Annotated in this window: 23 protein-coding genes and 1 pseudogene; 2 read left to right on the top strand and 22 right to left on the bottom strand. The window is 63.7% G+C overall.

Annotated elements, in window-relative coordinates; all coding sequences use genetic code 11:
• Nucleotides 1–15: 15 nt before the first annotated feature.
• From NNZ72_RS11895 to NNZ72_RS11885, 3 genes are all read right to left on the bottom strand, one after another.
• Nucleotides 16–1,725 carry a type IV secretory system conjugative DNA transfer family protein gene (locus NNZ72_RS11895; RefSeq protein WP_257315526.1) on the bottom strand — a complete coding sequence of 570 codons (1,710 nt, stop codon included), beginning with the start codon at nt 1,723–1,725 and terminating at the stop codon, nt 16–18.
• Between the two features lie 67 nt (nt 1,726–1,792).
• Nucleotides 1,793–2,125 carry a hypothetical protein gene (locus tag NNZ72_RS11890; RefSeq protein WP_257315534.1) on the bottom strand — a complete coding sequence of 111 codons (333 nt, stop codon included), beginning with the start codon at nt 2,123–2,125 and terminating at the stop codon, nt 1,793–1,795.
• Between the two features lie 3 nt (nt 2,126–2,128).
• Nucleotides 2,129–2,434 carry a hypothetical protein gene (locus NNZ72_RS11885; protein ID WP_257315533.1) on the bottom strand — a complete coding sequence of 102 codons (306 nt, stop codon included), beginning with the start codon at nt 2,432–2,434 and terminating at the stop codon, nt 2,129–2,131.
• 19 nt (nt 2,435–2,453) lie between these two features.
• Here NNZ72_RS11885 and NNZ72_RS25525 point away from each other — a divergent pair, with 19 nt between their 5' ends.
• Nucleotides 2,454–2,915 (top strand): hypothetical protein, encoded by a 462-nt coding sequence (locus tag NNZ72_RS25525; protein ID WP_371747752.1) that lies wholly within the window; start codon nt 2,454–2,456, stop codon nt 2,913–2,915.
• 458 nt (nt 2,916–3,373) lie between these two features.
• Here NNZ72_RS25525 and NNZ72_RS11875 read toward each other — a convergent pair whose 3' ends face one another.
• The 8 genes from NNZ72_RS11875 to NNZ72_RS11840 form a co-directional block, all read right to left on the bottom strand.
• Nucleotides 3,374–3,856 (bottom strand): MobC family plasmid mobilization relaxosome protein, encoded by a 483-nt coding sequence (locus NNZ72_RS11875; RefSeq protein WP_257315525.1) that lies wholly within the window; start codon nt 3,854–3,856, stop codon nt 3,374–3,376.
• Entirely contained in the window at nt 3,853–4,614 is a 762-nt protein-coding gene (locus NNZ72_RS11870; RefSeq protein ID WP_257315524.1) for a helix-turn-helix domain-containing protein, read from the bottom strand. The genes NNZ72_RS11875 and NNZ72_RS11870 overlap by 4 nt, the downstream gene beginning before the upstream one ends.
• A 329-nt stretch (nt 4,615–4,943) precedes the next feature.
• Nucleotides 4,944–5,690 (bottom strand): SDR family NAD(P)-dependent oxidoreductase, encoded by a 747-nt coding sequence (locus tag NNZ72_RS11865; protein WP_257315523.1) that lies wholly within the window; start codon nt 5,688–5,690, stop codon nt 4,944–4,946.
• 56 nt (nt 5,691–5,746) lie between these two features.
• Nucleotides 5,747–7,243: a sugar ABC transporter ATP-binding protein gene (locus NNZ72_RS11860; protein WP_257315522.1), complete on the bottom strand. Its 1,497-nt coding sequence runs from the start codon at nt 7,241–7,243 to the stop codon at nt 5,747–5,749.
• Nucleotides 7,240–8,361, bottom strand: a complete 1,122-nt coding sequence (locus NNZ72_RS11855; protein WP_257315521.1) for a hypothetical protein — start codon at nt 8,359–8,361, stop codon at nt 7,240–7,242. Before NNZ72_RS11855 ends, NNZ72_RS11860 begins: the two co-directional genes overlap by 4 nt.
• Nucleotides 8,358–10,409, bottom strand: a complete 2,052-nt coding sequence (locus NNZ72_RS11850; RefSeq protein ID WP_257315520.1) for an ABC transporter permease — start codon at nt 10,407–10,409, stop codon at nt 8,358–8,360. Before NNZ72_RS11850 ends, NNZ72_RS11855 begins: the two co-directional genes overlap by 4 nt.
• Nucleotides 10,410–10,517: 108 nt before the next feature.
• Nucleotides 10,518–11,531, bottom strand: a complete 1,014-nt coding sequence (locus NNZ72_RS11845) for a sugar ABC transporter substrate-binding protein (RefSeq protein ID WP_257315519.1) — start codon at nt 11,529–11,531, stop codon at nt 10,518–10,520.
• A 33-nt stretch (nt 11,532–11,564) separates the two neighbouring features.
• Nucleotides 11,565–12,533: an ABC transporter permease gene (locus NNZ72_RS11840; protein WP_257315518.1), complete on the bottom strand. Its 969-nt coding sequence runs from the start codon at nt 12,531–12,533 to the stop codon at nt 11,565–11,567.
• A gap of 462 nt (nt 12,534–12,995) precedes the next feature.
• Here NNZ72_RS11840 and NNZ72_RS11835 point away from each other — a divergent pair.
• A pseudogene (locus NNZ72_RS11835) lies at nt 12,996–13,061 on the top strand (dihydrofolate reductase family protein); the annotation flags it as partial.
• A 40-nt stretch (nt 13,062–13,101) separates the two neighbouring features.
• Here NNZ72_RS11835 and NNZ72_RS11830 read toward each other — a convergent pair.
• The 11 genes from NNZ72_RS11830 to NNZ72_RS11775 form a co-directional block, all read right to left on the bottom strand.
• On the bottom strand, nt 13,102–13,491 hold the full coding sequence (locus NNZ72_RS11830; protein WP_257315517.1) for a cupin domain-containing protein: 390 nt from the start codon (nt 13,489–13,491) through the stop codon (nt 13,102–13,104).
• A gap of 4 nt (nt 13,492–13,495) precedes the next feature.
• Nucleotides 13,496–14,395 carry an NAD(P)-dependent oxidoreductase gene (locus NNZ72_RS25655; protein WP_503473619.1) on the bottom strand — a complete coding sequence of 300 codons (900 nt, stop codon included), beginning with the start codon at nt 14,393–14,395 and terminating at the stop codon, nt 13,496–13,498.
• A gap of 51 nt (nt 14,396–14,446) precedes the next feature.
• A complete protein-coding gene (locus NNZ72_RS11815) occupies nt 14,447–14,860 on the bottom strand; it encodes a carboxymuconolactone decarboxylase family protein (protein ID WP_257315516.1) in 414 nt (137 codons plus the stop codon).
• A gap of 60 nt (nt 14,861–14,920) precedes the next feature.
• Nucleotides 14,921–16,351: an aldehyde dehydrogenase family protein gene (locus tag NNZ72_RS11810; RefSeq protein ID WP_257315515.1), complete on the bottom strand. Its 1,431-nt coding sequence runs from the start codon at nt 16,349–16,351 to the stop codon at nt 14,921–14,923.
• Nucleotides 16,352–16,358: 7 nt separating this feature from the next.
• Nucleotides 16,359–17,231: an NAD(P)-dependent oxidoreductase gene (locus NNZ72_RS11805; protein WP_257315514.1), complete on the bottom strand. Its 873-nt coding sequence runs from the start codon at nt 17,229–17,231 to the stop codon at nt 16,359–16,361.
• Nucleotides 17,232–17,264: 33 nt separating this feature from the next.
• Entirely contained in the window at nt 17,265–17,591 is a 327-nt protein-coding gene (locus NNZ72_RS11800) for an NIPSNAP family protein (protein WP_257315513.1), read from the bottom strand.
• A 109-nt stretch (nt 17,592–17,700) separates the two neighbouring features.
• Entirely contained in the window at nt 17,701–18,498 is a 798-nt protein-coding gene (locus tag NNZ72_RS11795; protein ID WP_257315512.1) for an N-acyl homoserine lactonase family protein, read from the bottom strand.
• Nucleotides 18,495–19,910: an MmgE/PrpD family protein gene (locus NNZ72_RS11790; protein ID WP_257315511.1), complete on the bottom strand. Its 1,416-nt coding sequence runs from the start codon at nt 19,908–19,910 to the stop codon at nt 18,495–18,497. The genes NNZ72_RS11795 and NNZ72_RS11790 overlap by 4 nt, the downstream gene beginning before the upstream one ends.
• A gap of 70 nt (nt 19,911–19,980) precedes the next feature.
• Complete coding sequence (locus NNZ72_RS11785) at nt 19,981–21,477, bottom strand: sugar ABC transporter ATP-binding protein (protein WP_257315510.1); 1,497 nt, start codon at nt 21,475–21,477, stop codon at nt 19,981–19,983.
• Nucleotides 21,474–22,583: a strictosidine synthase gene (locus NNZ72_RS11780; RefSeq protein ID WP_257315509.1), complete on the bottom strand. Its 1,110-nt coding sequence runs from the start codon at nt 22,581–22,583 to the stop codon at nt 21,474–21,476. The genes NNZ72_RS11785 and NNZ72_RS11780 overlap by 4 nt, the downstream gene beginning before the upstream one ends.
• The gene (locus NNZ72_RS11775) at nt 22,580–24,760 is read right to left on the bottom strand and encodes an ABC transporter permease (RefSeq protein WP_257315508.1); all 2,181 of its coding nucleotides are present in this window, start codon (nt 24,758–24,760) and stop codon (nt 22,580–22,582) included. The genes NNZ72_RS11780 and NNZ72_RS11775 overlap by 4 nt, the downstream gene beginning before the upstream one ends.
• Nucleotides 24,761–24,769 lie beyond the last annotated feature (9 nt).

Here is a 24,769-nt window from a genome sequence, read left to right as displayed (position 1 = left end):
TCCATGGAAAGGCGATCACAGATCAGACGGCGGCTGCCAATGTGGGGGCAGAACACCGGTTACGAATTTCGCGGACGATTGTTTGGTGCGGGTCAGCACCGTCTGATCGCCAAGCGCATTCGCGGCCCAATTGGCGGTTTCGAACTCGGCGCGGCCGAGGCCGAAAATGCGAGTGGTGACGCAGGAGCCGAGAAGGCTGGCGGTGTCGCCCTTGCCGTAGACGCTTTCGATCTGGCCCTTGTCCTGGGTGATAAACAGCGCCTCGATGCCGCAACCGGCGGCGACGTTGGCAATGTTGATCAGCTTTTCCATCCGGCCGAGACGTACAAACTCGTCCAAGACCAGCAGCACATTCTTTTTCGGCTTCTTTGCGCCTTCGAGGCGTACGGCCATGCCGAGAATGATGTTCGTGAGCAACCGGAGAAAGACGGCCTGGGCGTCCACCTGGTCGAGCGGCACGACCATGAAGAGGTCGGCGTGGCCCTCGAACAGGTTTTCGAGCGAGCATGTGGAAGCACTGAGAAAGGCGCGCAGTTCGTCTGAGCGTGCCCAATCGAAAGCCTTCTTGATCGTCGTCTTGATTGCGCCGCGCTCGTTCTCGCCGGCTGCGAGAAAAGTCGCAGCGGCCGCGGCCGGGCGGGTGCCGAATGTCTCTGGGGCACCGGCCCATTCTGTCAGCGTCTTTTCGAAGCCAGCGGAAAACAGCAGGTCCATGACGGTGATCAGGTTGCGATCGGCCTCAGCGCGCCTGGTCATGACGACCTCGATCACGGCGGCAATCATGGATTTCGCCATTTCGGCAAAGTGCGCGCCGTTTCCGCCTTCCGGTCGAACAAGCCCCTCGGCAATGACTTCGATGTCACGGACGAGGTGCGCTTGCCGGATATAGTCGAGCGGATTGAAACGGTCCTTGGACGGCTCGATGACGCCGAAGGGATTGAGAACCACGACCTGGCGGCCGAGCGACTGCCGATAGCGGCGCGTCACGGCGAAGTTTTCACCCTTGATGTCGAGGACGGCGACCGGTCCGTCATGGTCGATGATGGCGGGAATGACGACGGACACGCCTTTCCCGGCGCGGGTGCCGGCGATGGCGACATGGTGGCCGGCGCGCCATCCGGTCTTCGGGTTGGGGCGGTAGCGCAGCATTGCGCCGCCGGAGAGACCGAGCGGCAAGCCGCTGTCGTTGTGCCGGAGCTGGCGCAACTCCTGGCGGTTCATCCATCGGGCGCGCCATGGGCCTTGTTTTGAAATGCGGCTTGACGAAGCGGGGGCGGCTATCGAGATCGCTCGCAGAATGAGGAACAATGGCACAGGCAGGCCGATGGCGAGGCTGGTTTGCACGCCAAGCTTTTGCGCCTCTGTGAAACGATCCCATGTCGATGCCATGCCTCGGATGCTCTCGATTCCGGAATAGCCGGCGTTGCGCCAAGCCTTGAAGCTGTCGAGCAGGACGCCTGCCGCAATGGTGGGGTCGGTAAGGGCGAGAGCAGACGCGGCAAGGAGGGCAGCCCCTACAGCTAAGCCCGACGCGCTGCGGATGCGGCCCTGGGTGTCTCCCGCCAATGTCAGCAGCGCAAACCCAAGAAACATAACCAGGATCGCGGCGCGCGCATTTTGGTAGATCGGTGGCCAGAACAACGGTGCGGTTTCCATCAGCAGGAAACCGGCGGCCACGACGGCGATGGAAAGGGCATAGCGATAGGGCTGAATAATCAAATTCATGGATCGAAACTCCAGACAGAAATGAAAAATCAGACGCGGCCGCGACCGGGCGCGGATGACCGGCCTGTCACGTCTGCGGCGCGACCGCCTCCAGCATCGCTTCGGCTTGCTCCAGCAGGGCGAACGCTTCCGCCAGCTCGGTCGAGGCCATGCCGCTGGAAGGATTGCCGGAGGCGAGCCAGGCGTTCATGAAGGTAGCCTGTGACGCGATGAGCGATTTCAGCGATCCTTCCAAAGCGGCTTGCCGGTTTTCGATCATGTCGGTCGAGCGTTTCTCCAGCGCCTCGAACTGCGCGGTTCCGCTCTGCAAGGTGTTCATCAACGTCTCGACGTAACCCAGCAATTCGCGCTCCAGCGGCGATAGGCTCTCGGGCATTGGTGGTCTGGCGGGTGTGGTCATCGGTCAATCTCCCTGGACGATCTTCAGGCACGGTGTTTTGGCGGTCCCGGCCTGACAGGTGATCAGCTGAAGGCGGTTGGCGTCCCAGGTCAGGACTTTGCCGCTGCTGGTCTGGTTGATCTGCAAGCCCATCTGCCAGAGGCTGGCTCTCTGGGCGCGGTCGATCATCAGCCCCGCCCAAAACCAGCTCGCGGTGAAGCTCAACAGAACGATCAGCAACGCCACCGCGCCCGTGGTTAGGAAGAACGGCTGCACCATCGACCGGAACCGGTTCACGTCCGCCTCGGTCGTCACCAGCGCCTCGCTCAAGTGCTGGCGGTTCGCGTCCGTGAAGCTGCGGATATCGGTCTCGATTGTAGCTTGCGCGCGCCTCAAGGCTTCGCTCCAATCGGTCTCGAAGCTCGTGGAGGGCGATGGCGTCGAGCCGGCTTCCGGAGCGGCTGGGCTCGCCAGCCGCTCTTTCAAGCGCTCGCTCAAGGGTATTCTCTCGGGTCCAGTCTTCACGGAACAGGTCTCCTTTCAGGCGCCAGCGCTCGTCCGTCTGCGGGTCGCGCACGGTGATGTAGTTTTTGCCGGCGCGCGGCAGGTCGAAACCCGCCGCCGTCAAAGCCTCGGTCATGCTCGGGCGGTCATGGATTTGGCCGGTCTCGATGCGCTGGACGATCCAGTCATGGATCAGCTCGCGGGCATCGCCGCGCCTGACGCTTTCGATGAGGCTGACGGTCTCGCGGGCGCGTTCCGGCGCCATCGGATCGTTCCAGCCGTGTTCCTTGTTCAGAACATCGCGTAAGGCGTCGTAATGCTTCTGGTATCCGGGTGGCGCGATGTTGAGGCTGCGCCCGCTCACAAGCTCCATGCGCGGCGTCACGAAATGCAGCTCCACGCGGCCCTCATGGGTGTGGCGGACCCAAAGCATATCGCGCTGATCGGCTTCGAGACCGGCAAAGGCAAGGCTCTCGAAGGCGTCCATCACCTGCCGTTGCTGGGCAGGGTTCGGCGCGTCCTCTGTGGTGAAGGCGATGACGCCGGCGCGATAGGTCCATTGGTGCGGGCAGGCGTCGATCAGTGCGCGCATTCTGTCGGCATCGCCGCGAAGCACCTCCGGCAGGGGCTCGCGGGCAAACAGCATGACGTCTCCGCGCTCGTCGCGGATCGCGTTGCGGTTCTGGTCGTAAGCGACGACATCGCGCTCGACCAGGTAGTCAACCGGTCCCGTTCCGCCGCCCTGGCCGTTTCGGAAGAACTTGATCAGCACAGCGCGCCATCCTTGGCCGTGAACTGCTCAAGCGTTTCCGAAAGCGCCCGCTCGATCGCGACCAGGCGGGCGGCGACCGTGATTGCGTCGATGGCGGACAGCTGGCCCTGAGCCTGGGCCGTGTTCAGCCATCGCGCAATCTGGTTGAGGTTGCCGCCGATCCGGGCGACGGCACGCACGAGCTCCGGATCCACCTTGGGAACCGGACGGCGGCGACGCGCCTCGGTGAGGCCAAGCGCTTCCCGCATCAGCGTGGCGAAGGGCATACCGGCCCGCGCCGCGCGTGTGGTCAGCGCCTGCTTTTCCGATGCTGTGCAACGGAAAACCACGACGGCATTGAGCTCGCCTTTGGGCGATCGCCGCGTGACCTTGGTGGGGTTTGAAGGGGAGGCTTGCCTCCCCTCACAAGGCTCCCTGTCAGACGGCTCGCCGTATGACAGGGGTCGCCTTGCTCCCTTCAAATCGCCGGCCGTCATGACGCCCTCTGAAGGTCGGTTTGTCGGGCGGTTTCATCGGCAATGTGGTCACGGCGGCGGTTGAAGAAAGCGATCCAATCGAGCGCGCTTGGGCTTGCCTCGTCCGGTGGCCAGTAGCCGGGCAAGGCATACCCCGGCTTGCCGGTTTTTACCGTTCGAAGGCCCAAGGCGTTGATCGAGGGAAAGCCGTGATGGCGCAACCAGGAGCGCCATTGCTCGACCTGATCCGCCTTGGTCTCTGCCACGAAAACGAGCGGGACGGCTCGCCGCGTCTCGACGCGCGGCGGGGCGTCCTCGCGCGGGTTAGGTTTATATATTTTTTCTTTCTCTAAGTTTGGTGGACATATTTGTCCCCCTTCGCCGGACACATCTGACCGCCTTTCCGGACGATTTTGACCGCCTTTTTCAGGGTAAAGGGTGACAATTTTGTCCGTCTTTTCGCGGGCCTCCGATGCGCGTAAAATCGATGCCGCTGAGGGACGATATTCTGTGTTGTGCCCGACGCCATTTCCGCGCTCGACCTCGAACCATCCTTTGACATCAAGTTCACGGACGGCGCGCTGAATGGTCTTGACGCTCTTGCCGGTCGCGTCGGCAATCGTTTGATAGGACGGCCACGCCTTTTCGGTGTGGCCGTTCATATGCGTGGTGATGATGTAGAGCGCCACGGACCGCGCGCTGTCGCTCAAATCCCTGTCGCAGCTCAACTGCTGAAGCCATTGCAGCTTCACGTCCCGAAATGGCCGCGTCCCACTCATGCGCGCCTCCCTGGTCGCAATACGACCGGGAAAGAAGTGCCGGAAACGGCCGGAAAAAGTGGGACGGCGGCTTTACTAAACCATTGATTTTTATAAAATGGGGTCTTCGTCCCACACAGGGTTAAGTTGCTGATTTTCTTGGAATTCGGCAGGCCCTCCGGGCCCACCATTCAGTCCTCCCAAATCCGCACCGGTTCGGCGTCTGCGCAATTGCGTGGTCATTTCCGAGGTTTACAGCGGTGAGGTCTCTGCGACTTGGCTGGGAGACGGTCATTTCCGCGCGGGAATGTCGCAATTCCTGTTTTTGTCTCGGTCACCCGGTTTTCCGCTCATGGGCTGGCGATCGTCATGCCCGAGTCGATCTTGAGTGTGATGCCGGTGATGCTCGCCGCCTCGTCGGCAGCGAGATAGATCGCGGCGGCCGCGATCTCGGCCGCGGTCGGCAGCCGATCCAGAAGCGTCTTTCGCTTCCGGCTTTCCCAGCCGGCCTGGTCGATCACGGAACTGGCGCCGGGTGTCGGTATCGATCCCGGCGCGACAGCGTTGACCCGGATGCCGAACGGAGCAAGTTCTGCCGCCTGCTGGCGCGTCAGCGCATCGATCGCGCCCTTTATCGACGTGTAGACGGCGGCATTGGGGATCGCCATCGATACGGCGATGGACGAGAGATTGATGACGCTGCCGCCACGCTTCTTCAGATGCGGCGTCGCGGCCTGCATCGCCCAGTAGGTGCCCTTGAGCCCCACGTTCAGCATGCGATCGATGATCTCCGGGTCGAAATCCGCCAGCGGCGCAAAATGAAAGACCACTGCGTTGTTGACCAATATGTCGAGCCCGCCGGATTGGCCGGCGAACGTATCGAGCTTGTCGAAAACGTCGGAGCGGTCCGAGATGTCGCAATGGACGGGCACGAGATCCAGCCCGCCGGAGAATGATGCCACTTCGGCAAGCAGGTCGTCGTTTATGTCGGCGCAGGCCACGCGCGCACCCTCGCGCGCCAGGCCGAAGGCGATTTCACGGCCGATGCCGCCGCCGGCACCGGTGACGAAGGCATTCTTGCCTGACAGACGAGCCATGCTCTCTCCCGTGTCTTCCGAATGAACGTTGTCGGTTCCGTGCGATCCCGCCGTCGTCAATGGACCGCAGCGTACATCACCTTGGCCTCGGTGGCCTCTTCGACGCTCATTTCCTCGACGATCCGCCCCTGGCGCGCGATCAGGATACGATCGGACAGCGCCAGGATTTCCGGCAGGTAGGACGAAATCACCACGACGGCGATGCCGCTCTCCGCAAGTTCGTTGATAAAGTTGTGAATCTCCACGATGGCACTCACATCGACGCCGCGCGTGGGTTCGTCGAAGATCGCGATAAGCGGCTCCTGCACCATGGACTTGGCGATCACGACCTTCTGCTGATTGCCGCCCGAAAGCTCGATGACCCGTGCATTCGCATCGATGGCACGTATGCCGAGGCGCTTGCTCCAGACCCGTGCGAGTTCCCGCGCTTCCGCCATGGAGACGATTGCGAGACGATTGGAACGGGTTGCGAGCTTGCCCATCTGGATGTTCTGGGCGATCGACATGGTTTCGAAGAATCCTTCGAGCTTCCGGTCTTCGGTGACGTAGACGATACCGTCCTTCACGGCGGCGGACGGCGTTCGGTAGCGCACCGAATTGCCATGCAGACGGATGTTGCCGCCATGCAGGAAATCGCGTTTGAGCACGCCCGAAACGATCTTCATGGTCTCCGTCCTGCCGGCACCGACGAGCCCGAACAGTCCGGTTATCTGGCCCGAATAGATCGAGAAGGAGGTGTTGCGCACCGCGTTGCCCATGGAAAGGTTCTCGATGCTGAGCACCTTCTCGCCATAGGCCCGGGCTTCCCGCTGCCTGTCCTTGCCGTAGAGTTCGCCCGACAGGTTGCGGCCAACCATGGCCTGCACGATCCGGTCGCGATTGAAATTCCTCGTGTTGTCGGTGACGACGAGCTCACCGTCGCGAAGCACCGTGATCCGGTCGGAAATCTCAAGCGCCTCCTCCAGCGCGTGGCTGATGAAGATGATCGAGAGGCCCTGATCCCTCAGCCGCTTGGCGAGGTTGAAGAAATGGTATTTCTCCTCCGGCGTCAGCGTGGCGGTCGGTTCGTCGAAGATGATCACCCGGGCATGATGGTGGACGGCGCGCGCAATCTCCACCAGTTGCTTCTTGCCCGCTCCGAGAGACGATACCAGCGCTGTCGGATCGACATAGAAATTCAGCGACAGAAGGAAACGCTGCGCCTGGATGTACAGGCCCCGGAGTCGGTTGAACAACTTCTCGTCGCCGAGATAGATGTTCTGCGCGACGGTCATCGAGGGAACGAGATTGGTCTCCTGGAAGACCATGGCGATGCCTGCGTCCAGCGCCTCGCTCGGCGACTTCAGGAGAACGGGTTTACCCTCGATCCGCATCTCGCCTTCGGTCAGCTGATAGACGCCGGCGAGCACCTTCGTCAGTGTCGACTTGCCTGCGCCGTTCTCGCCGAGAATGGCATGAATCTCGCCCTTCTCGAGGGAGAAGTTGATGTCCCTTATCGCGGGAACGCCGCGGAACTTCTTGGTCGCGCCCTTGAATTCAAGCAATGGTGTCATGCGACCAACCCGTCTGTTTCGAGGATCGGCGCGACGACGACCACGCCCGATCCTTTGGCGCCGGCGAAGAGCGTTCCGTCCCATTCGCACAGCGTCGTGATTCCATGAACGTGCCCGTCTGCCCGGCTATGCATGCTCCATCGCGGGCGCATGCCGGCGTCGCAATAGCAGACCAGCCCATAGGACCAGGTCGGGGACCAGGGTTTCAGCCTGTTCAGCATCTTGCGGGCGCCGCCCTGAATCGGTTGCAGATAGCTTTTGCTCGGCGCGAGGTTCGGGGCGATCCAATATTCGGGATCGATCGTCTCCATCATGCGACGCCTGTACTCCTTTTCGAGGAGCACAAACTCGACCATCGGGTTGCGGGGGGCAAAGAGCGCAAGCCAGAAGCCGCCGGCCATCGCCGTCTCTATCCGCCCCGGATAGGCAGGTAGATCCGCCAGCGCCACCGAGGGCGCCCCTCCCTTCCGCTCGATCGAGAGAACGCGATGGCGCCAGGCTTCCGAGACGAAGAAGCTGCCGTCACGCTTCAGCGAAATGCCCGACGGCCAGGCCAGGTTCTCGGCAAGGCGCGTGACCGCCGCGCCGCCGGTTGCAGCAAGATCGACGATCCAGACGCTGCCGGTGCTGCCCTGGCTCATCAGATCGCGTTTCCAGTCCGCGGCGTTATGCCGGGAGGAGCCGTTGGCGACCACGAGCGTGTCCGGATCGACAAAGAGCGCCGAGGTCGGGCAGGAGAAAGCCGCGTCTCCCAGCCTGTCGATCGTCCGGCCGTCATGCTTGCCGCCGCGGATCACGATCCCACTGCCGTCGAGCCCGACGGCAAGTGCATCGCTTCCATCGGAGGCCAGGCAGGATATCGGCGCCGGCTGCTCCGCCGCCTCGACCGCGTTCAGCGTCTGTCCGGCACGCGAGAGCGTGATGAGCCGCATGCCGCTGGAACACATCATCACCTCGCCGAACCGCACGAGGTTGTCGATCCCATCCAGCGCCAGCGCGACCGGCATCGCGTCCAGTCTGGTGTTGGGCCGCAGCGGACCCTCCATGGGCGGCACCGCGCTGTGCGTCAGGTCGAACCCGCGGAAATTGGCATAGGCCTTCTTCAATGCCGCGATCATTTGCGAGGTCCCCAATAGCTTTCCTCGGCAACCCATGTCGGATCGGCGCCGGGAATCTTGTAGCGGCCGATGCGATTGTTCGAGACGCCACCGAGATAGAGATAGCCCTTGTGCTCACGCATCGACGTGATCATCGGATGGTTTTCTCCGCCGAAGTCCCACAGGCTTTCGAGGATTTCGCCTTTCTCGTTGAATTTCACGACGCAACCCGTATTCACGTTGGGATAAATCCATTGATCGGGTGCGACGCGGCGCGCCATCCGCCGCCTGAAGCCCGGCATCCTCAGCGCGAGGTCGAGCGCCGGTGTGCGCATCCCCAGGAGTGCCGCCCAGTAATTGCCGTCCGATGCCCGGTTGATGTTGTCGGGATAGCCCGGCAGGTTGGTCAGGAGCGGTTCGATCTTGCCCTTCTCGGGACCATCGAACCAGTAGCGGCTGATCGTGCAGGTCCAGCTCTCGGCGAAGAACAGCGACCGGCCGTCATTGGACATGCAGATGCCGTTGGCGAAAACCAGGCTGGGCACCTCGGTCCGGGTCGATCCGGTCCTGGGATCATAGACGATGATGCGTCCGCTCGGCCGGCTTTCCAGCGCGTCCGTCGCCCATTCCTCCTGCTCGTAGCGGATGGTCGCCTCGCTGAAATAGATCCGCCCGTCGGGCGCGATGTCGAGATCGTCGGCCAGCCGCAGCCGGGAGTCGTCGACGATCGAGAACAGGCTGCGATTGGTCTCGTCGGTCAGCTTGGTGACAACCTTGTCCGGCGAGACCTGATAGAGCCCCATGCCGCCGATGCAGACCAGCAGGTTGCCCTCGCGGTCGAAGGCCATGCCCAGCGGATGCCCGCCGATATGGGCGAATATCTCGCTTTTCTTGTGGTCCGGTCCGAAGAACCGCACGATATCGCCGTGGCGGGTTCCGCAATAGAGATTGTCGTTGCGGTCGAGGATCACGTCCTCAGGCCCTTCGATTTCGCCCAGCCCGATGATCTCGACGGAGCGGAGCCGGTCGTTGAGCGCGTAGGGGGAATCCGGCGCCGCGGTGTCGGGCAGCGGCGGCAGCACGAGATAGGCGGGCGAGACATAGAGCTTGGCAAGAATTCTCGTGCGATGCCGCAGCCAGCGCATGTCGATGAAAACGGCGATCAGCAGCACCGCGCCGAGGATGGTCGAGGTAATCGGGCCGTTGACGCCGAGATTGACGAGACTGTTGGTTAGAATCAGGATGAGCAGCGCGCCCATGATGGCCTTGGCGACCGAGCCCCGGCCACCGCCGATCGACGTCCCGCCCAGGACTGCAGCGGTCAGGGCCGAGACTTCGAGGCCGACACCCGTATCGGCACCCGTGCTTCCCAGCCGTGCAGCGAACAGGAAACCCGCCAGCGAGCACAGGATACCTGACCAGACATAGGCGAGAAAGACCGTCCAGCGTACCTTGATGCCGGCATTGTGCGCAGACCGTCGCGCCCCGCCCACGGCCGTCAGGCGCCAGCCTGGCCGCATGCGCGACAGAACGATATGCCAGGCGATGGCGATCGTGCCGGCGATCAGCAGCGACACGGGCAAGCCGAACACGAGCCCTTCGCCGATGAAGAAGAACAGTTCCGAGTCCGAGAATCCGGCCATGATCGCGGTCGACATCCGCAGGAACAGGATGTCGTAGAGGGAGCGGAATATGATCAGCGTCACGAGTGTGGTCAGGAATGCGCGCAGGCGCAGGAAACCGATCAGGTAGCCATTGACGGCGCCACAGGCCGCGCCCATGGCGAGCACCGACGCCAGCGCCAGAGGGACAGGCCAGTCATAAACGTTCACGCCGATCAGAGACAGAAGAACCGACAGCGAAAACACCGACGCGACCGACAGGTCGATGCCTCCCGATATCATCACGATGCTCAGCGCCAGCACGACGAGACCGAATTCCGCGACCTGCCGGCCGAGGTCCGTGATGCTCGACGCCGCATAGAAATCCGGAACGAGAGAACCGCAGATCGCCACGACGAGCAGCAGGGCCAGGAACGGCACGGCATTGTCGATCCAGCGCTTGGTCATGATTTCCCCGACAACGTGCCGGGGAAGATATCTTGCTGTGAATTTTATGACGCTCTCGTTGCTGAATGCCACGGACCAGTTCATCCCTGTTGGTGTTTGCCGGATGGCTTACTTCAGCTGGTCCAAAGTCCAGCAATTGCGCGGCGTGATGGTGTCCTTGGTCTGCAGCGTCAGCGGCGTGAAATAGGTCGTCTGGGTCTCGCCGGCCTTCGCGGGTGACAGAAGCAGATCGACAATCGCCTGATTGAGCGCGTCGCCCTGCAGAGGGACGTCATAGCTGACGATGAGGTCGAGCAGACCCTTCTCGATATTGTCGCAGCCCGTCTTGCTGCCACCGCCGGAGGTAACGATATAGACTTGGTCCGATTTGCCGGCGGCCTGGACTGCAGCACCCGCGCCAACGTCCTGGTTGTCCCAGTTGCCGACGATGCCGCAAAGGTCCGGATGCTGCTGCAGAACCGTTTCGGTGATGGCACGGGCCTTGGCCGGGTCATAGGTCGCCGCCTGGTCCGACACGATCTTGATCTCGGGATGTTCCGCGAAGATCTTGTAGTAGGCGTAGAGTTCGTAGAGGTTGGATGCGGCCGTCGGCTGTCCTTCGAGGATCGCCACCTTGCCCGACGTGTTGCTGCCGGCGCCGCATTGCTTGACCAGGACCTCGGCCTGGATCAGCCCGACTTTCACCCAGTCGGCGCCGATATAATAGTCGGTAGGGCTGGTGGTCTCGAGGTTGACCTGCAGCACCTTGATGCCCGCGGCGACCATGCGCTGCTGCAGCCGTGCATAGGATTGCAGGTCCGGATTGTGGATGATCGCGACGTCGGGCTTTTCGGCGATGATCGCGGTGATCGCCCGGGTGCCGGCATCCGTGCTCCAGTTGGGGTCGCGGATTTCGAAACTGTAGCCGAGATCCTTGGCCTGCTTCTGCATTATCGCAGCCCAGCCTTCGGTCAGGTCGAAGCCCATGGCCAGCGGCACGAAGACCACCTTCTTGCCCTTGAGATTGTCGTAGTAAGGCGTGCGCTTTACCGCGTTGTCGAGCCCCTTCTCCTCGGCGATCGCCAACGATGCGGGTAGCACCAGTGCGGCACATAGGAATGCCATGGTCTTCAATAGATTCATCGCTTGGTTCCTCCACCCTTTGTTGTTCAAGTATCAGATGTCCCCCAGATCCTGCTGTGCGGTCTGCTCATCGCGGGGGTTTACAAGACTGTCGATCGTGATTGCCGCCAGCAGAATGATGCTCTTGATCAGGTTCTGCTCGGTGTACGGAATGTCGTAGATCGTCATGCCGTTGAGGAGTACTCCGACCAGCAAGGTCCCCACCAGGACGTTTCGCATGCTGCCGCGACCGCCGCTGAGCCCGATGCCGCCGAGGACGACGACCAGCAGCACGTCGTAGATCATGGTCGAATTGTAGACCCGGGTGCTCATGCCGGAATTGGCGGCGGCCATCACCAGCCCCGCCAGGAAGCTGACCGCCGAGGCGATGACATATTGAGCGACGATCAGGGGGCGTATCGCGATGCCGGAGGTCCGCGCGGCAACGGGATTGTCGCCGATCGCGTAGATCAGGCGGCCGAACTGCGTCCATCTCAGCAGTGCCCAGATGATCGCCGACAGCAGGCCGAAGGCGACGATCATCATCGGAATGCCCAGCACGGTGATTTCGCTGAGCGACGTGAAGAAGGTGGACTGCGCCGGCGTATTCTGCACGTCGACTTCGAACAGCCAGGCGCGTCCCATGCCGTAGACCATCAGGCCCGTCGCCAATGTGGCGAAGATCGCGGGAATGGTCGCGTAGGCGACGAGCAGCCCGCTCGCCAGCCCGACCGCAAGCGCGAACAGAAACCCGAACAACAGCGCGACAGGCAGCGGAAATGACGCCTGGGCGAGAGAAAGCACCCAGGACACGGACACGACCATCGTCGCCACCATCGCAAGGTCGATCCCCCGGCCGATGACGACAAGTCCCATGCCCAGGCCAAGGATGCCGAGAATGGCGACGCTTCGCACGAGGGCGACCATGTTGCCCGGTGTCAGGAAATTCTGAAGGGTTGCGGCGAACAGCGCGAACAACGCCGCCGCCAGCAGGAAAACCACGCCTTCTTGGGTAAGTCTCATGCGGGTTCTCCTCCGGCCATTCGCGGCCGACCGCACCGAGCACGTCTATCCCCGGAATCCCGCATTTATCTCCCCCCAGATCCGAGTACCGCAACGGGGCAGGCCAGTGGATCAAGGTTCAGATATCACGGCTATAAATCTAACACAATCATTTTGTCTGTTTGTATTAATGTATTTCTCAATGCACGGCCAGTGCGTCGAGACCTGCCCCAGGTAGGATGCTGGGGCGACGTCGCCTTTGGGTGATTATCGGGATGCCGGAAGCAATCGGCGCCGCGCTCTTGCGGTCATGACTCCGAGCGACGCCGGCCCGTCGTGGGGTCGCGTGTTCGCGAGCCGTGACGGCGGCGAATCTTAGGCATGGCGAAGGCGTTCGGAGAATATTGAGCCGGCGGCCGCTTCGCAGCCTGCCGGTGGACGCAGTCCGGTGCGAATGTGTCGCTCGACGGCTATATTGATCATATGGCGTCCGCGCCCGACCCCGTGCTCTTTCGTCATTTCATCAACGATGTACGCGGTCTGGCCGGCCGTCTACGGGAATTGCCGCCCACAGCCGGCCCAGCCCGCGTCAGGACCCCGCCTTGTCGTAGTCGGCGTCCTCGACCTCCTCCAGCCATTCCGTCTTGCCGATCGAAACGGCGGTGTGCAGCAGATAGCTGTCGGCCGCCGCGCCGTGCCAGTGCTTTTCGCCCTTCGGGATCCATACCGCGTCTCCAGTCCGGATCGGCTGAGCGGGTTCGCCTTCGACGCAGATCCAGCCCTGACCCGCAACGACGGTCAGAATCTGGCCCTGTTCGTGCGTATGCCAGTAGGTGCGGGCACCGGGCGCGAAGAACACATTGTTGATGGTTACGCCATCCGTCGTCGGCATGACGGGATCGGCGAAGACCTGTCCGGTGAAGGTCGAGGTCCGGGCTTCCGATGTGGCACCGATCTGTCGGCCGGGGAAAATCTTCATCGTCTCATTCCTTGCTGCCATGGAGGCGGACGCCTCCCGAGATATCGCCGATCGCATCGACGACGCGGTTGCTGATGACATCGCCGTAGCCGAGCGCGGTCGCCAGGCCGAAACTCGCCATCGGCCCCGCGGCATTGAGCGAGGAGACGCCGAGCTCGTGCAGGAGATCGCAATAGAGCAGCACGTCCTTGGTCATCAGCTTGGACGTCAGGCCGCCTTCGAGATAGTCGCCGTCGACGATCTTCGGAAAACGGTTCAGCGTCGCGAAGTTTACGCCGCTGCTGGCGTTGAGGACCTCGAGCAGCTTGTGGAGGTCGAGGCCGGCCTTCTTGCCCGCCACCATGACCTCGGCGGTCGCGGCGAGGCTGACGGCATTGAGGAAATTGTTGAGCAGCTTGGCCGTATGGCCGGCGCCGCTGCCGCCCATAACGATCACCTTCCTGGCGATCAGCGCGAAGACGGGTTCGAGCCTTGCGACGGCACCGGCATCGCCGCCGACCATCAGGGTCAGCGCGCCCTTCTCGGCCGCCGCCGCGCCGCCGGATATGCCGGCATCGACGAAGGCCACGCCCTTCTCGGCGAAACGGGCCGCCAGCCTGCGCGTGGAGGCCGCCGAGGCCGTGCTCATGTCGGCGATGATCTGGCCGGGGCGGACATGGCCAATGATGCCGCCGTCACCTTCCACGACGCGTTCGATAACGGTCGAGTCCGGCAGCGAGAGCAGGATGATGTCGGCTCCCTCGACGATCGCGCGGGCGGAGGCGGCGGCAGTGGCGCCCGCCCGTGCCGCTGCAGCTTCGTCCCTGTCATAGCCCAGGACCGGCATGCCGCCCGCCACGATGCAGCGGGTCATGCGCCCACCCATGTTGCCAAGCCCTATGAAGCCTATACTTGCGCCAGTCATCTCATTCCATCCCTCAGCGCCGGGTTGCCGGCATCCATCATTTGCAGGTGTCTATTCCGCTTTCGCCTGGACCGGCGCCTGATCGGACTGCCAATCCTTGATCACGGCGCTCGCCGTGCGGAAGGCGGCAAGCGCTGCCGGGGCACCGCAATAGACCATGGCCTGCAGCAGCACGGCCCGGATTTCCTCCGGCGTCACCCCGTTGTTGAGCGCGCCCTTCACATGGACCCCGAGTTCGTGATGCTGGTTCATCGCGGTCAGCATTGCGAGATTGAGCATGCTGCGCACGGGGAAAGTCAGCGTGCTGTCGCCCCAGACCTCCCCCCAACAGTATTCAGTCACCAGCCGCTGGGCCGGACGGTTGAAATCGTCGGCATTCTCCCAGGATTTCTCGACATGGGAAGCGCCCAGTACATTCTTCCGGTTCTGGAAACCCTTGACGAACATTTCGCTATCAGACGACATCTTGAACGGCCTCCGCCATTGCAGCAGTGAATTCGGCATCGCGGACGATCGAGGCGGCACTCATCGGGCCGCCTCGTATCCAACCATGGCTTTCGTCTCGAGATATTCCCTGAGGCCCGCCTCGCCCCATTCGCGGCCGTTGCCGGAGCGGCCGTAGCCGCCGAAGGGCGCCTGGAAATCCGCGGGCGGATAGTTGATATGGACCTGTCCGCCACGCAGCCGGCGGGCAACGGCGCGCGCGCGGTCGAGGTCGGCCGACTGCACATAGCCGGCAAGGCCGTAGAGCGCGCCGTTGGCGATTGCCACCGCCTCGTCCTCGCTGTCATAGGGAATGATCGACAGGACAGGCCCGAAGATCTCCTCCCGCGCGATGGTCATGTCGGGACGGACATCGCTGAAGACCGTAGGGCGGACGAAATAGCCCGTCTCCAGCCCATGCGGCCGGCCGGTGCCGCCGGCAACGAGGATGGCGCCCTCGTCGATGCCGCTTTGGATGAGGCGCTGCACGCGCTCGAACTGGCTCTTGTTGACCAATGGACCGAGCTGGGTGTCGCTGCGGTCGGTCGGGCCGACGCGGTAGGCAACGGCCGCCGCCGAGGCGATCCCGGCTGCCTTCGCCAGGAGATGACGCGGCACCAGCATGCGGGTAGGGATCGAGCAGGACTGGCCGGAATTGGTGAAGCAGCCCGCCACGCCGCGGCGCACGGCGTCTTCAAGATCGACATCGTCGAGCAGGATATTGGCCGACTTGCCGCCCAACTCCTGGGCGACGCGCTTGACGGTCGCCGCCGCCGACCGTGCCACCTCGATACCCGCCCGGGTCGAGCCGGTGAAGGACACCATGTCGATGTCGGGATGGGCGGCGATCGCGGCGCCGACGCCGGCGCCATCGCCATTGAGCAGATTGAAGACGCCGGGCGGCACGCCCGCCTCGTGCAGGACCTCAGCGAGCAGGACCGCGCTCATCGCCGAAAACTCGCTGGGCTTGAGCACCATCGTGCAGCCGGCGGCGAGCGCCGGGGCGACCTTCACGATGACCTGATTGACCGGCCAGTTCCAAGGCGTGATCAGGCCGCAGACGCCGACCGCCTCGTAGCGCAGGCGCGTCGTGCCCATGTCCTCCTCGAAGCGGAACCGGTCGAGCACGTCGAGCAGGGCATTGATATGGGCGGGGCCGCGTGCTGCCTGCCCGGATGTCGCGAAGGCTATGGGCACGCCCATTTCCTTGCGCATCGCCTCGGCGAATTCGTCATAGCGCCGCGTGTAGATTTCGAGAATGCGGCGCAGCAGCCGGCCGCGTTCGCCGGCCGAGGTCTCGCTGAAGGCCGGGAATGCCCGCCGCGCCGCGGTGACCGCGCGATCGACATCGGCGGCACCGCCGAGGGCCAGCCGCGCATGGACCTCCTCCGTCGCGGGATCGACGAGATCCATCCATCTGACATCCACGGGATCGACCCAGGCGCCGTCGACATAGAACTGATCCAGCTTCATATCGCCCTCACTCATCCATCGCGAGGAAGCGATACATTTCGGTGTGGTCGGCCGATGCCGGTGCGGTCGTCGCGACCTCGTGCCAGGTCTCGATGCCCTTCTTGCCGAAGGTCAGCGGGTAGCCGACGGAATCGGCGAGCGCGCCGGCGATCGAAAGATCCTTGTCCATCAGCCGGAGCGCGAAGCCGGAGGCGAAGCTGCCCGACAACATGAACTGCTTGACCTTGTTCTCCGTCGTGTTGCTGCGGCCGGTCGAAGCATTGAGCACGTCGGTCATCACCTCGGGCGCGATACCGAAGCGCCGTGCGACATGCAGGGCCTCGACGGTGATCATCAGGCCGCAGGCGGAGACGAAATTGTTGAGCGCCTTGGCGGCGTGGCCGGATCCTGCCGGACCGATATGCAGGATCGATTTCCCCATGGCCTGCAGGACCGGAAGCGCCTTCTGCATCACCGGCTCCTCGCCGCCGACGAGGATGGCAAGCGATCCGCTTTCCGCACGCTTCACGCCGCCGGAGACGGGCGCGTCGAGGTAGTCGATGCGCTGCGCCGCGAGCGTCGTGGCGAGATCGCGCGACCGGGTAGGCTCGGAGGAACTCATGTCCATGACGAGCGCGCCCCTGGCCAACCGTCCGGCCCAGCCGTCTTCGAGCAGCACGGCTTCGACAATCGCCGAATTCGGCAGCATGGTGATCAGCATGTCGAGCCCTGGCGCCACATCCCACGTCAGCGGCTCGGCGGAAAACCTCTCGCAGACCTCGGCCACCCGCGCGGGATCGGCATCGGCGACATGGAGCCGGTGGCCGGCGGCGGCGAGGCACGCGCACATCGGCGTCCCCATCATTCCCAGTCCGATAAAGCCTATTGTCCTGCCCGTCATCGCTCTGCCTGCCTTGTCAATTTCACCGTCTCACTAGCGAAGCGCCGAGAAGTCGGTCGGCGCGAGAAAACTGTTCTCGACACGCACCACGATCGGCTTCTCCCGTTCGCTTTCGGTCCGGGCCGCGATCCAGTCGGGATCGGACTGGAATGCGCTCCAGCGCTCTTCGCGCTCAGCCATGCTGTCCCACTGGAGCAGATAGGTCAGGGCGTGGTTGTCGGTGCCGACGACCGTGGTCCAGAAGCCGATCTGCCGGATGCCGTAGCGCTCGAAAAAGGTCAGCGTCGTCGACCGGAACCGCTCGAGAAGGGCCGGCAGCCGGGTCGGCGCGCAGTGATAGACGCGAAGTTCCACGATCATTCCAACTCTCCCCGATCAGCCGTTCCGATGGTTGAAACCATAAATCTCATACTACAATCTTTCAATCATACAATGTGACCAAATACATTGCTCCCTTGATTTTTCCTCTTCATCCAGTCGCCTCGTCGACGTCGAGCTTGACCACCATGCCCGACGTCTGCGGGCTGAGAGCCGGATAGCGTCGCATCACCTCGGGATCGTGGCCGGGCACGATCCGGCTCGCATCGCCGCCGAGTTCGAAGAGGCGGCCGTAGCCCAGCACGGTGTCGGCAACGCTGTCGCAAGTCGGGAACACCCGGCCGGAATTCATGTGGGCGTAGAGGTGGCTGGCATCCGAGGCGAGCACCACCGGCCCCCGCTGGGTCTCGACGCGCACGCATTGCAGGCCGCGGGAATGGCCGCCGACGTGGTGCACGGATAGGCCGGGAAACAGTTCGCGGTCGCCGAGGCAGAAGGACACCTTGCCGGCATAGACGCGCTTGACCATGCCCGCCACGTCATCCGCCTCGTAGGGGTGGTTCAGCAGGCGATGGCACATGCAGGAGCCGGTGGCGTAATGCATCTCGCTCTCCTGCATGTAGAAGCAGGCGTTCGGGAACATGTCGTTGTTTCCGGCATGGTCGTAATGCATGTGCGTGGTGATCACATGCTCGATATCTGCACCGTGGATGCCGACTGCCGAAAGCGCGACATTGACCGGGGTCGTCAGCTTGCGTGCCCGGTGCGCGCCCGAGACCGGGTTGAAGCCGGTGTCGACGACAACGGTCCGCTTCTCGTTGCGGATCACCCAGATGAAATAGTCGATGGGCATCGAACGGTCGTGCTCGTCGCCGCCAATGAAATTGTGCGAGGCCGGCCGGTCGTTGGTGGCATATTTCAGGGCAAGGACTTCGTAGATCTCGCTCATGCGCGGGTCCCCTCCGAGCGGGCAGCCAGCCGGCCGAGTTCGGCAAGGCTTCCGGCATCGCCGCGTCCGGCCAGCATGCCGTCGATGACATCGTTCAGAGCCGGAACTTTCGCCTGTCCGAGACGGGCGGCGGCCGCCGCCGAGAAGCGCTGGCGCACCAGCGCCGGCGATGCTGGTCTGACGTCATCGAGCGCTTCTTCGATGATCCGGCCGGCTCTCGTCTTTATACGAAGCCGCGCACCCTGCCGGGCGGGGAATGCACCGCTTAGCGCGTCGGACACGGTGATCGTCGTCCTGGCGATAAGATCGGCGATCCTGGGATCGTCGAGCAGGCCGTAATTGGCCTCCGCGATCTCGCCGCGAACCATGGTCGCCGCCATGCCGAAATAGATGCTCATCTTGGCCTGGAGCGGCGTTTCGAACGGCCCGCGATGGGCGCAGCCGGGATAGTTCAACGCCGCGTCGTAGGTCGCAAGATGTACGCTCTCGATCTCGTCGCCGAACTCTATGCGCCGCACGGCCGCGAGCGCCACCTGGCAGGGCGACTGGGCGAAATTGCAGGCCGGCACCTCCTTGTTGAACACGCTCATGATCTCGAAGTCGCCATCGGGGAAGAGCACCGGCCGAGGGGGCAGCGGCTGGCGCCCGAAGGCCGCGAACAGCCCGGCCTTGCCATCGATCGCCGAGGCCGAGCCCCGCGCCCCGAGCTCGGCGAGCCGCAGTGCCGTCAGCGCGTTGCGGGCGGCAAATCCCGGATGGAAATACATGTCGTCGGCGCCGCTGTGCGGCCATTCGTTGAGCCCGCCGGCGCTGTTGATCGCGAAAGCCAGCGCGCTCACGGTCCGCTCTTCGTCGAGCCCAAGGAAGATCGCGCCGGCAAGCGTCGCGGCGATCGGCCCGATGAGCCCCGTCGGGCGGAAAAGCCGCGCCATTTCCGGCGTGATCAGGGCTCTGCCGATCCGGCCGCCGATCTCGTAGCCGGCAATCGCCGCATCGAGCGGCCGGCCGGCAAGAGCCTTCCTCTCACCGGCGAGCGCCAGCAGCACCGGCCAGACCACGACGCCCATATGGGATATGCTGCCGGTATGCATGTCCTCGCGCACGAGGCCATGGCCGCGCACGCCATTGGCGAAGGCGGCATCCTCGGCGCAATAGAATCCGGCCTCGCCGACAATGGCGCAGTCGCCGGTCCGGCCGGCAGCGAGAGCGAAGGATTGCCGGCTCCAGGGAAGCTCGGCGGCCTCGAGCCCGCAAGAGAGAAAGTCGACGAGGCAGATCGCGGCCTTCTCCCGCACTGCCGCGGGAAAATCGCTCCGGCCACGGGCCTGACGCACCAGCTGCGTCAGCAGGGCGGTGCCGCCCATCCCGTCATCCTCAATGTCCGGTCTCCCCGACCGCTCCGCGTTCTGCATCGATCCTGTCCTTGCCCTATCCGGTTGCCGCACGCCGTTCGCCTTCAAACTCTCCACGCGGATCCAATCGTCAATGCACGGCCGCGTACATGATCTTTTCCTCGCTCGCCTCGTCCATGGCGAATTCCTCGACGATCCGACCCTGCCGGGCGACCAGGATGCGATCCGAGAGATTGAGCACCTCCGGCAGGTAGGACGAGATCACGACGACGGCGAGGCCCTGATCGGCGAGGCCGTTGATGATCTCGTGGATCTCGGCGATGGCGCCGACATCCACGCCGCGGGTCGGTTCGTCGAAGATGACGATGCGCGGATCCTGCACCAGCGCCTTGGCGATCACCACCTTCTGCTGATTGCCGCCCGAGAGTTCGAGCACCCGGGCATTCGAATCGATCGCCCGTATCGAGAGCGCCTTGCTCCAGCGGGCAGCGAGCTCGCGCATCTTGCGCCGGCTGACGATCCACGAACCGCCCTTGTCGGCCGCGAGCGCGCCTATATGGATGCTCTCGGCGATCGACATCGTCTCGAAGATGCCCTCGACCTTGCGGTCCTCGGTCACATAGGCGATGCCAGCCCGTACGGCAGGACGCGGGATGCGATAATACACGGCCTTGCCGAACAGGCGTACGATGCCGCCATGGAAGAAATTCCGCTTCGCCACACCCGAGACGACCTTGAACGACTCCGTCCGGCCCGAGCCGATCAGGCCGAAGACACCCGTCACCTGACCGGCATAGACCGAGAAGGACGTGTTGCGGACCAGCCGGCCCATCGACAGGTTCTGCACGCTGAGGGTCTTCCGGCCGTAGGGCCTGGTCGGGCGCATGGCGTCCCTGTTGTAGAGCTGGTCCGAGAGCGTTCGCCCGACCATCGAACGGATGATCTTGTCGCGGTCGAAGGCCGATGTCGCGTCGGTGATGACATGCTGGCCGTCGCGCAGCACAGTGATCGTGTCCGAAATGGTAAGCGCCTCCTCGAGCGCATGCGAGATGAAGACGATCGCGACATCACGGGCCTTGAGCCGTTCGATCAGCTCGAAGAAATGGTGCTTCTCCTCAGGCGTCAGCGTCGCGGTCGGTTCGTCGAAGATGATGACGCGGGCATTCTTGCGCACGGCGCGGGCGATCTCGACCATCTGCCGCTGGGCGGCGCCGAGCGCCGAGACATTGGCCGCAGGATCGACCGGGAAGTTCAGCGACTGCAGGAACTGCTGGGCTGCGATGTAGAGTCCGCGCAGCCGGTTGAACACCTTTTCGTCGCCGAGGAACAGGTTCTGCGCCACGGTGAGCGAAGGGACAAGGCTCGTCTCCTGGAACACCATGGCGATGCCGTGCCGCAACGCCTCGCCGGGCGAGGCGAACGTCACGGGCTTGCCGTCGAGCAGGATCTCGCCGCTGGTGGGTGACACCGCGCCGGCCATCATCTTGGTCAGTGTCGACTTGCCCGCACCGTTCTCGCCAAGGATCGCATGCACCCGCCCTGCCTGAAGCGTGATCGACACGTCCGAAATCGCCGCGAAACCGCGATACAGCTTGGTGACGTTTTTCAGTTCGAGCAAGGCGGTCATCGTGCGGCATCCCGAGGCGAATGGGGATCGAGCGGCAATGTGCAGAGAAGGTCGTCGCCACGGCTGGCAAAGACGACCCGGTCCTGCCACTCGCAGATGCTGACGATACCGTGCCGGCTGCCATCGGCGCGGCTGTGGAAAGAGCGGACCGGCAGAAGATCGGTGTCGAGCTGGACGGCAAGCCCATAGGAGCGTGTCGGTGCCCAGGGCTTGTAGATCCCGTGCACGCGGACCGCGCCGCCCTGCATCGGCTCGCGGAACGAACGGCCGGAGCGGAGCGTCGGTGCGATCCAGTATTCCTTGGGGATCTCGCGCAGCATGCGCAGGCAATAGGCCCGCTCGCGCAGAGCGAATTCGATGAGCTGGCTTCGGGGCGCGAAGACAGCGAGCCACGCGCCGCCGTCTCGCCCTTCGGAAAGCCGGCCGGGATAGCCGGGAAGATCTTCGAGGATGATGTCCGGCACGGCCTTGACCGCGGCGAGATCGAGGCCGAGCAGCCGGTGACGCCAGCTTTCCGACACCACGACCCGGTTGCCGCGTATGAGAACGCCATTCGGGAAAGCGAGGCCGGACGCAAGCATGGTCGCGGCCTTGCTGCGGAGATCGACTTTCCAGACCGATCCCGTCGCGCGCATCTCCATGAGATCGCGCTGCCACTCGTCCGGCCCGTTCTGCGCCGAACCGATGCAGACAATCAGCGTGTCGGCATCCGCAAAGGCGAGCGCCGTCGGACCCTTGGCGGGCACGCCGCCGATCTGGTCGAGCGCGAGGCCGTCATAGGCGCCGCCGATCAATCCGATGCCTTTGCCATCGAGGCCGACGGCGAGCACGGATTGCGACGACACGGCCAGCGCCGTTACGCGGGATTCGAAGCGGCGGAACAGCTCCGGCGGCGAGCCCGCCGGGCTGTCCGGCACGAGAACCAACACGTCATTGCCGCTGGAGAAGGCAAGGTTCGAGCCGAACTGAACCAGATTGTCGGGCTCCGGCAGGGCGACAAGCGGGCTTGCCTGGTCGAGCAGGGTGTTGGGTCGGAGCACGCCATCCATCGACGGCACGGTGGCCGCCTCGCGGCGCGAGAACAGGCGGGCGAGGAGGCCGCTCATGTGCGCCCCCAATAACTCGACGGGCCCGTCCAGTTCTTGTCGGCGCCGTCGAGCGCCACGCTGCCGATGCGGTTGTTGAAGATGCCGCCGATATAGAGCCGGCCCTTGTGCTCGCGCATCGAGGTGATCATCGGATGGTTGGCGCCGGTCTTGTCCCACAGGCTTTCCAGCACGTCGCCCTTCTCGTTGAATCGCAGGATGCAGCCGGTGTTGATGTTGGGGTAGAGCCATTCGTCGATCGAGACTTCCTGCGACATGCGCCTGCGGAAGCCCGGCATCCTGAGTGCGAGGTCCAGGGCGGGCGAGCGCATGCCCATCAGCGCCAGCCAGTAGCTGCCGTCGCTCGCCCGGTTGATGTTGTCGGGATAGCCGGGCAGGTTCTCGATCACATGCTCGATGGTCCCGGCCTTCGGACCCTCGAACCAGTAGCGGCTGATCCGGCAAGCCCAGCTTTCGGCGAACAGGATCGATTGCGCGTTGTGGCTCAGCGTGATGCCGTTCGGGAAGGTCAGGTTCCGCGCCACGGTGCGCGTCGTCTTCTTGTTTGGATCGTAGCAGACGATGCGTCCGCTCGGCCGGCTCTCGAGCGCATCCGACGGCCAGCTTGCCATGTCGAAACGCGTGGTGGCCTCGCTGAAGAAGACGCGTCCGTCCGGCGCGATGTCGCAGTCGTCGGTCAGCCGCAGCCGGGAATCGTCGATGATCGAAAACAGCGAGCGATTGGTCTCGTCGGTCAGCTTCTCGACACTCGCATCCTGCCGCACGCGATAAAGGCCCATGCCGCCGACGCAGACGACGATATTGTCCTCGCGATCGATCGCCATGCCGAGCGGATGGCCGCCGATATGCGTGAAAACACTGGCATCCTTGTAGTCCGGACCTTCGAGCCGCATGATATTGCCGAGGCGGTCGCCGCAGTAAAGATTGCCTGCGCTGTCGAATATCACGTCTTCCGGGCCGTCGAGCTGGCCGAGGCCGTGGACCTCGACCTTGCCGAGCCGGTCGTTGGCGGCAAAGGGCGAACCCGATCCGGCCTCGGTGACCGGCGAGGCCGGCAGCGCGAAATAGGTCGGCGACATGTAGACGCGCGAGAGGATCTTGTCGCGGTTCTTGACCCAGCGGACGTCGAAGCCGATCGCCGCGAGCAGGATCAGGCCGAGGACGAGCTGGCCCGCGCCGCTCTGCAGGCCGAGCTGGACGACGCCGAGATTGATGATCTGCACGATCATCGCGCCGATCACCGCCTTGGCGACCGAGCCTCGGCCGCCGCCGAGACTGATGCCGCCGACGATGACGGCAGTCAGCGCAAAGACTTCGAGGCCGACACCCGGATAGGAGCCGCCATTGCCGAGGCGGGCGGCATAGAAGAAGGCGGAGATGCCGCAGAAGGCGCCGCTCAGCACATAGGTCAGGCACACCGTCCAGCGCACGGCGATGCCGGCATTGTGGGCGGAACGGCGCGAACCGCCGACCGCCATGATGTGCCAGCCGAGCCGCGTCCGGCTGATGACGATATGCATGAGAATGGCGGCGACGACGAAGAGGACGAAACTGATGGGAATGCCGAACACGTCACCGGCGCCGGCGAAGTCCCAGATCGCGTTGTCGTAGAAACCGGCCGAGATGTCGAGCGCATAGACCAGCAGCAGCGAGTCGACCAGCGCGCGCAGCCCGATCAGCATGACGAGCGTGGTGAGAAACGCGCGCAGCTTGAAGACGCCGACCAGCACGCCGTTGATCAGGCCGATGAAGGAGCAGGTGGCGACGACGGCGATGAAGACAACGGCGACCGGCATGTCGTACATGTTGGTCAGCGCCAGTGCGAGCAGGTTGCCGAGCGCGAAGTTCGAGCCGACGCTGAGATCGATGCCGCCGCCGACCACGACGATCATCATGCCGATGACGACGAAGCCGAACTCGCCGATCTGCCGCGTGCCGTCGGACACATTGGCGGGCAGGAAGAAATTCGGGACGATGCTGCCGAAGATGATGACGATCAGAGCGAGGATCACCGCCGGGACGATATTGTCGATCCAGGACTTGGACAGCAATTCGCCGACAATATGGGTCGGAATCCAGCGGTGCCGGAACCGCACCAGCGCATCCGAGACGTTGCCGGACGGCGCCTCCCGGGCGCGGGACAACGAACTGTTTGATGTAATATTGGTGTCCACCATGACCGCCAT

Source organism: Shinella pollutisoli, assembly GCF_024609765.1.
In the GTDB taxonomy this organism is placed as follows: domain Bacteria; phylum Pseudomonadota; class Alphaproteobacteria; order Rhizobiales; family Rhizobiaceae; genus Shinella; species Shinella pollutisoli.
This window is presented reverse-complemented; position numbering and strand designations above follow the sequence as displayed.

Bases quoted from the DNA above. Each gene is read 5' to 3' on its own strand.
- NNZ72_RS11890 (WP_257315534.1), bottom strand. From the start codon at position 2,125: ATGACCACACCCGCCAGACCACCAATGCCCGAGAGCCTATCGCCGCTG.
- NNZ72_RS11780 (WP_257315509.1), bottom strand. From the start codon at position 22,583: ATGAGCGGCCTCCTCGCCCGCCTGTTCTCGCGCCGCGAGGCGGCCACC.
- NNZ72_RS11870 (WP_257315524.1), bottom strand. From the start codon at position 4,614: ATGAGTGGGACGCGGCCATTTCGGGACGTGAAGCTGCAATGGCTTCAG.
- NNZ72_RS11875 (WP_257315525.1), bottom strand. From the start codon at position 3,856: ATGACGGCCGGCGATTTGAAGGGAGCAAGGCGACCCCTGTCATACGGC.
- NNZ72_RS11815 (WP_257315516.1), bottom strand. From the start codon at position 14,860: ATGTCGTCTGATAGCGAAATGTTCGTCAAGGGTTTCCAGAACCGGAAG.
- NNZ72_RS11785 (WP_257315510.1), bottom strand. From the start codon at position 21,477: ATGACCGCCTTGCTCGAACTGAAAAACGTCACCAAGCTGTATCGCGGT.
- NNZ72_RS11850 (WP_257315520.1), bottom strand. From the start codon at position 10,409: ATGACCAAGCGCTGGATCGACAATGCCGTGCCGTTCCTGGCCCTGCTG.
- NNZ72_RS11775 (WP_257315508.1), bottom strand. From the start codon at position 24,760: ATGGTGGACACCAATATTACATCAAACAGTTCGTTGTCCCGCGCCCGG.
- NNZ72_RS11840 (WP_257315518.1), bottom strand. From the start codon at position 12,533: ATGAGACTTACCCAAGAAGGCGTGGTTTTCCTGCTGGCGGCGGCGTTG.
- NNZ72_RS25655 (WP_503473619.1), bottom strand. From the start codon at position 14,395: ATGACTGGCGCAAGTATAGGCTTCATAGGGCTTGGCAACATGGGTGGG.
- NNZ72_RS11795 (WP_257315512.1), bottom strand. From the start codon at position 18,498: ATGAGCGAGATCTACGAAGTCCTTGCCCTGAAATATGCCACCAACGAC.
- NNZ72_RS11830 (WP_257315517.1), bottom strand. From the start codon at position 13,491: ATGAAGATTTTCCCCGGCCGACAGATCGGTGCCACATCGGAAGCCCGG.
- NNZ72_RS11865 (WP_257315523.1), bottom strand. From the start codon at position 5,690: ATGGCTCGTCTGTCAGGCAAGAATGCCTTCGTCACCGGTGCCGGCGGC.
- NNZ72_RS11805 (WP_257315514.1), bottom strand. From the start codon at position 17,231: ATGACGGGCAGGACAATAGGCTTTATCGGACTGGGAATGATGGGGACG.
- NNZ72_RS11855 (WP_257315521.1), bottom strand. From the start codon at position 8,361: ATGATCGCGGCATTGAAGAAGGCCTATGCCAATTTCCGCGGGTTCGAC.
- NNZ72_RS11800 (WP_257315513.1), bottom strand. From the start codon at position 17,591: ATGATCGTGGAACTTCGCGTCTATCACTGCGCGCCGACCCGGCTGCCG.
- NNZ72_RS11860 (WP_257315522.1), bottom strand. From the start codon at position 7,243: ATGACACCATTGCTTGAATTCAAGGGCGCGACCAAGAAGTTCCGCGGC.
- NNZ72_RS11895 (WP_257315526.1), bottom strand. From the start codon at position 1,725: ATGAATTTGATTATTCAGCCCTATCGCTATGCCCTTTCCATCGCCGTC.
- NNZ72_RS11845 (WP_257315519.1), bottom strand. From the start codon at position 11,531: ATGAATCTATTGAAGACCATGGCATTCCTATGTGCCGCACTGGTGCTA.
- NNZ72_RS11790 (WP_257315511.1), bottom strand. From the start codon at position 19,910: ATGCAGAACGCGGAGCGGTCGGGGAGACCGGACATTGAGGATGACGGG.
- NNZ72_RS11810 (WP_257315515.1), bottom strand. From the start codon at position 16,351: ATGAAGCTGGATCAGTTCTATGTCGACGGCGCCTGGGTCGATCCCGTG.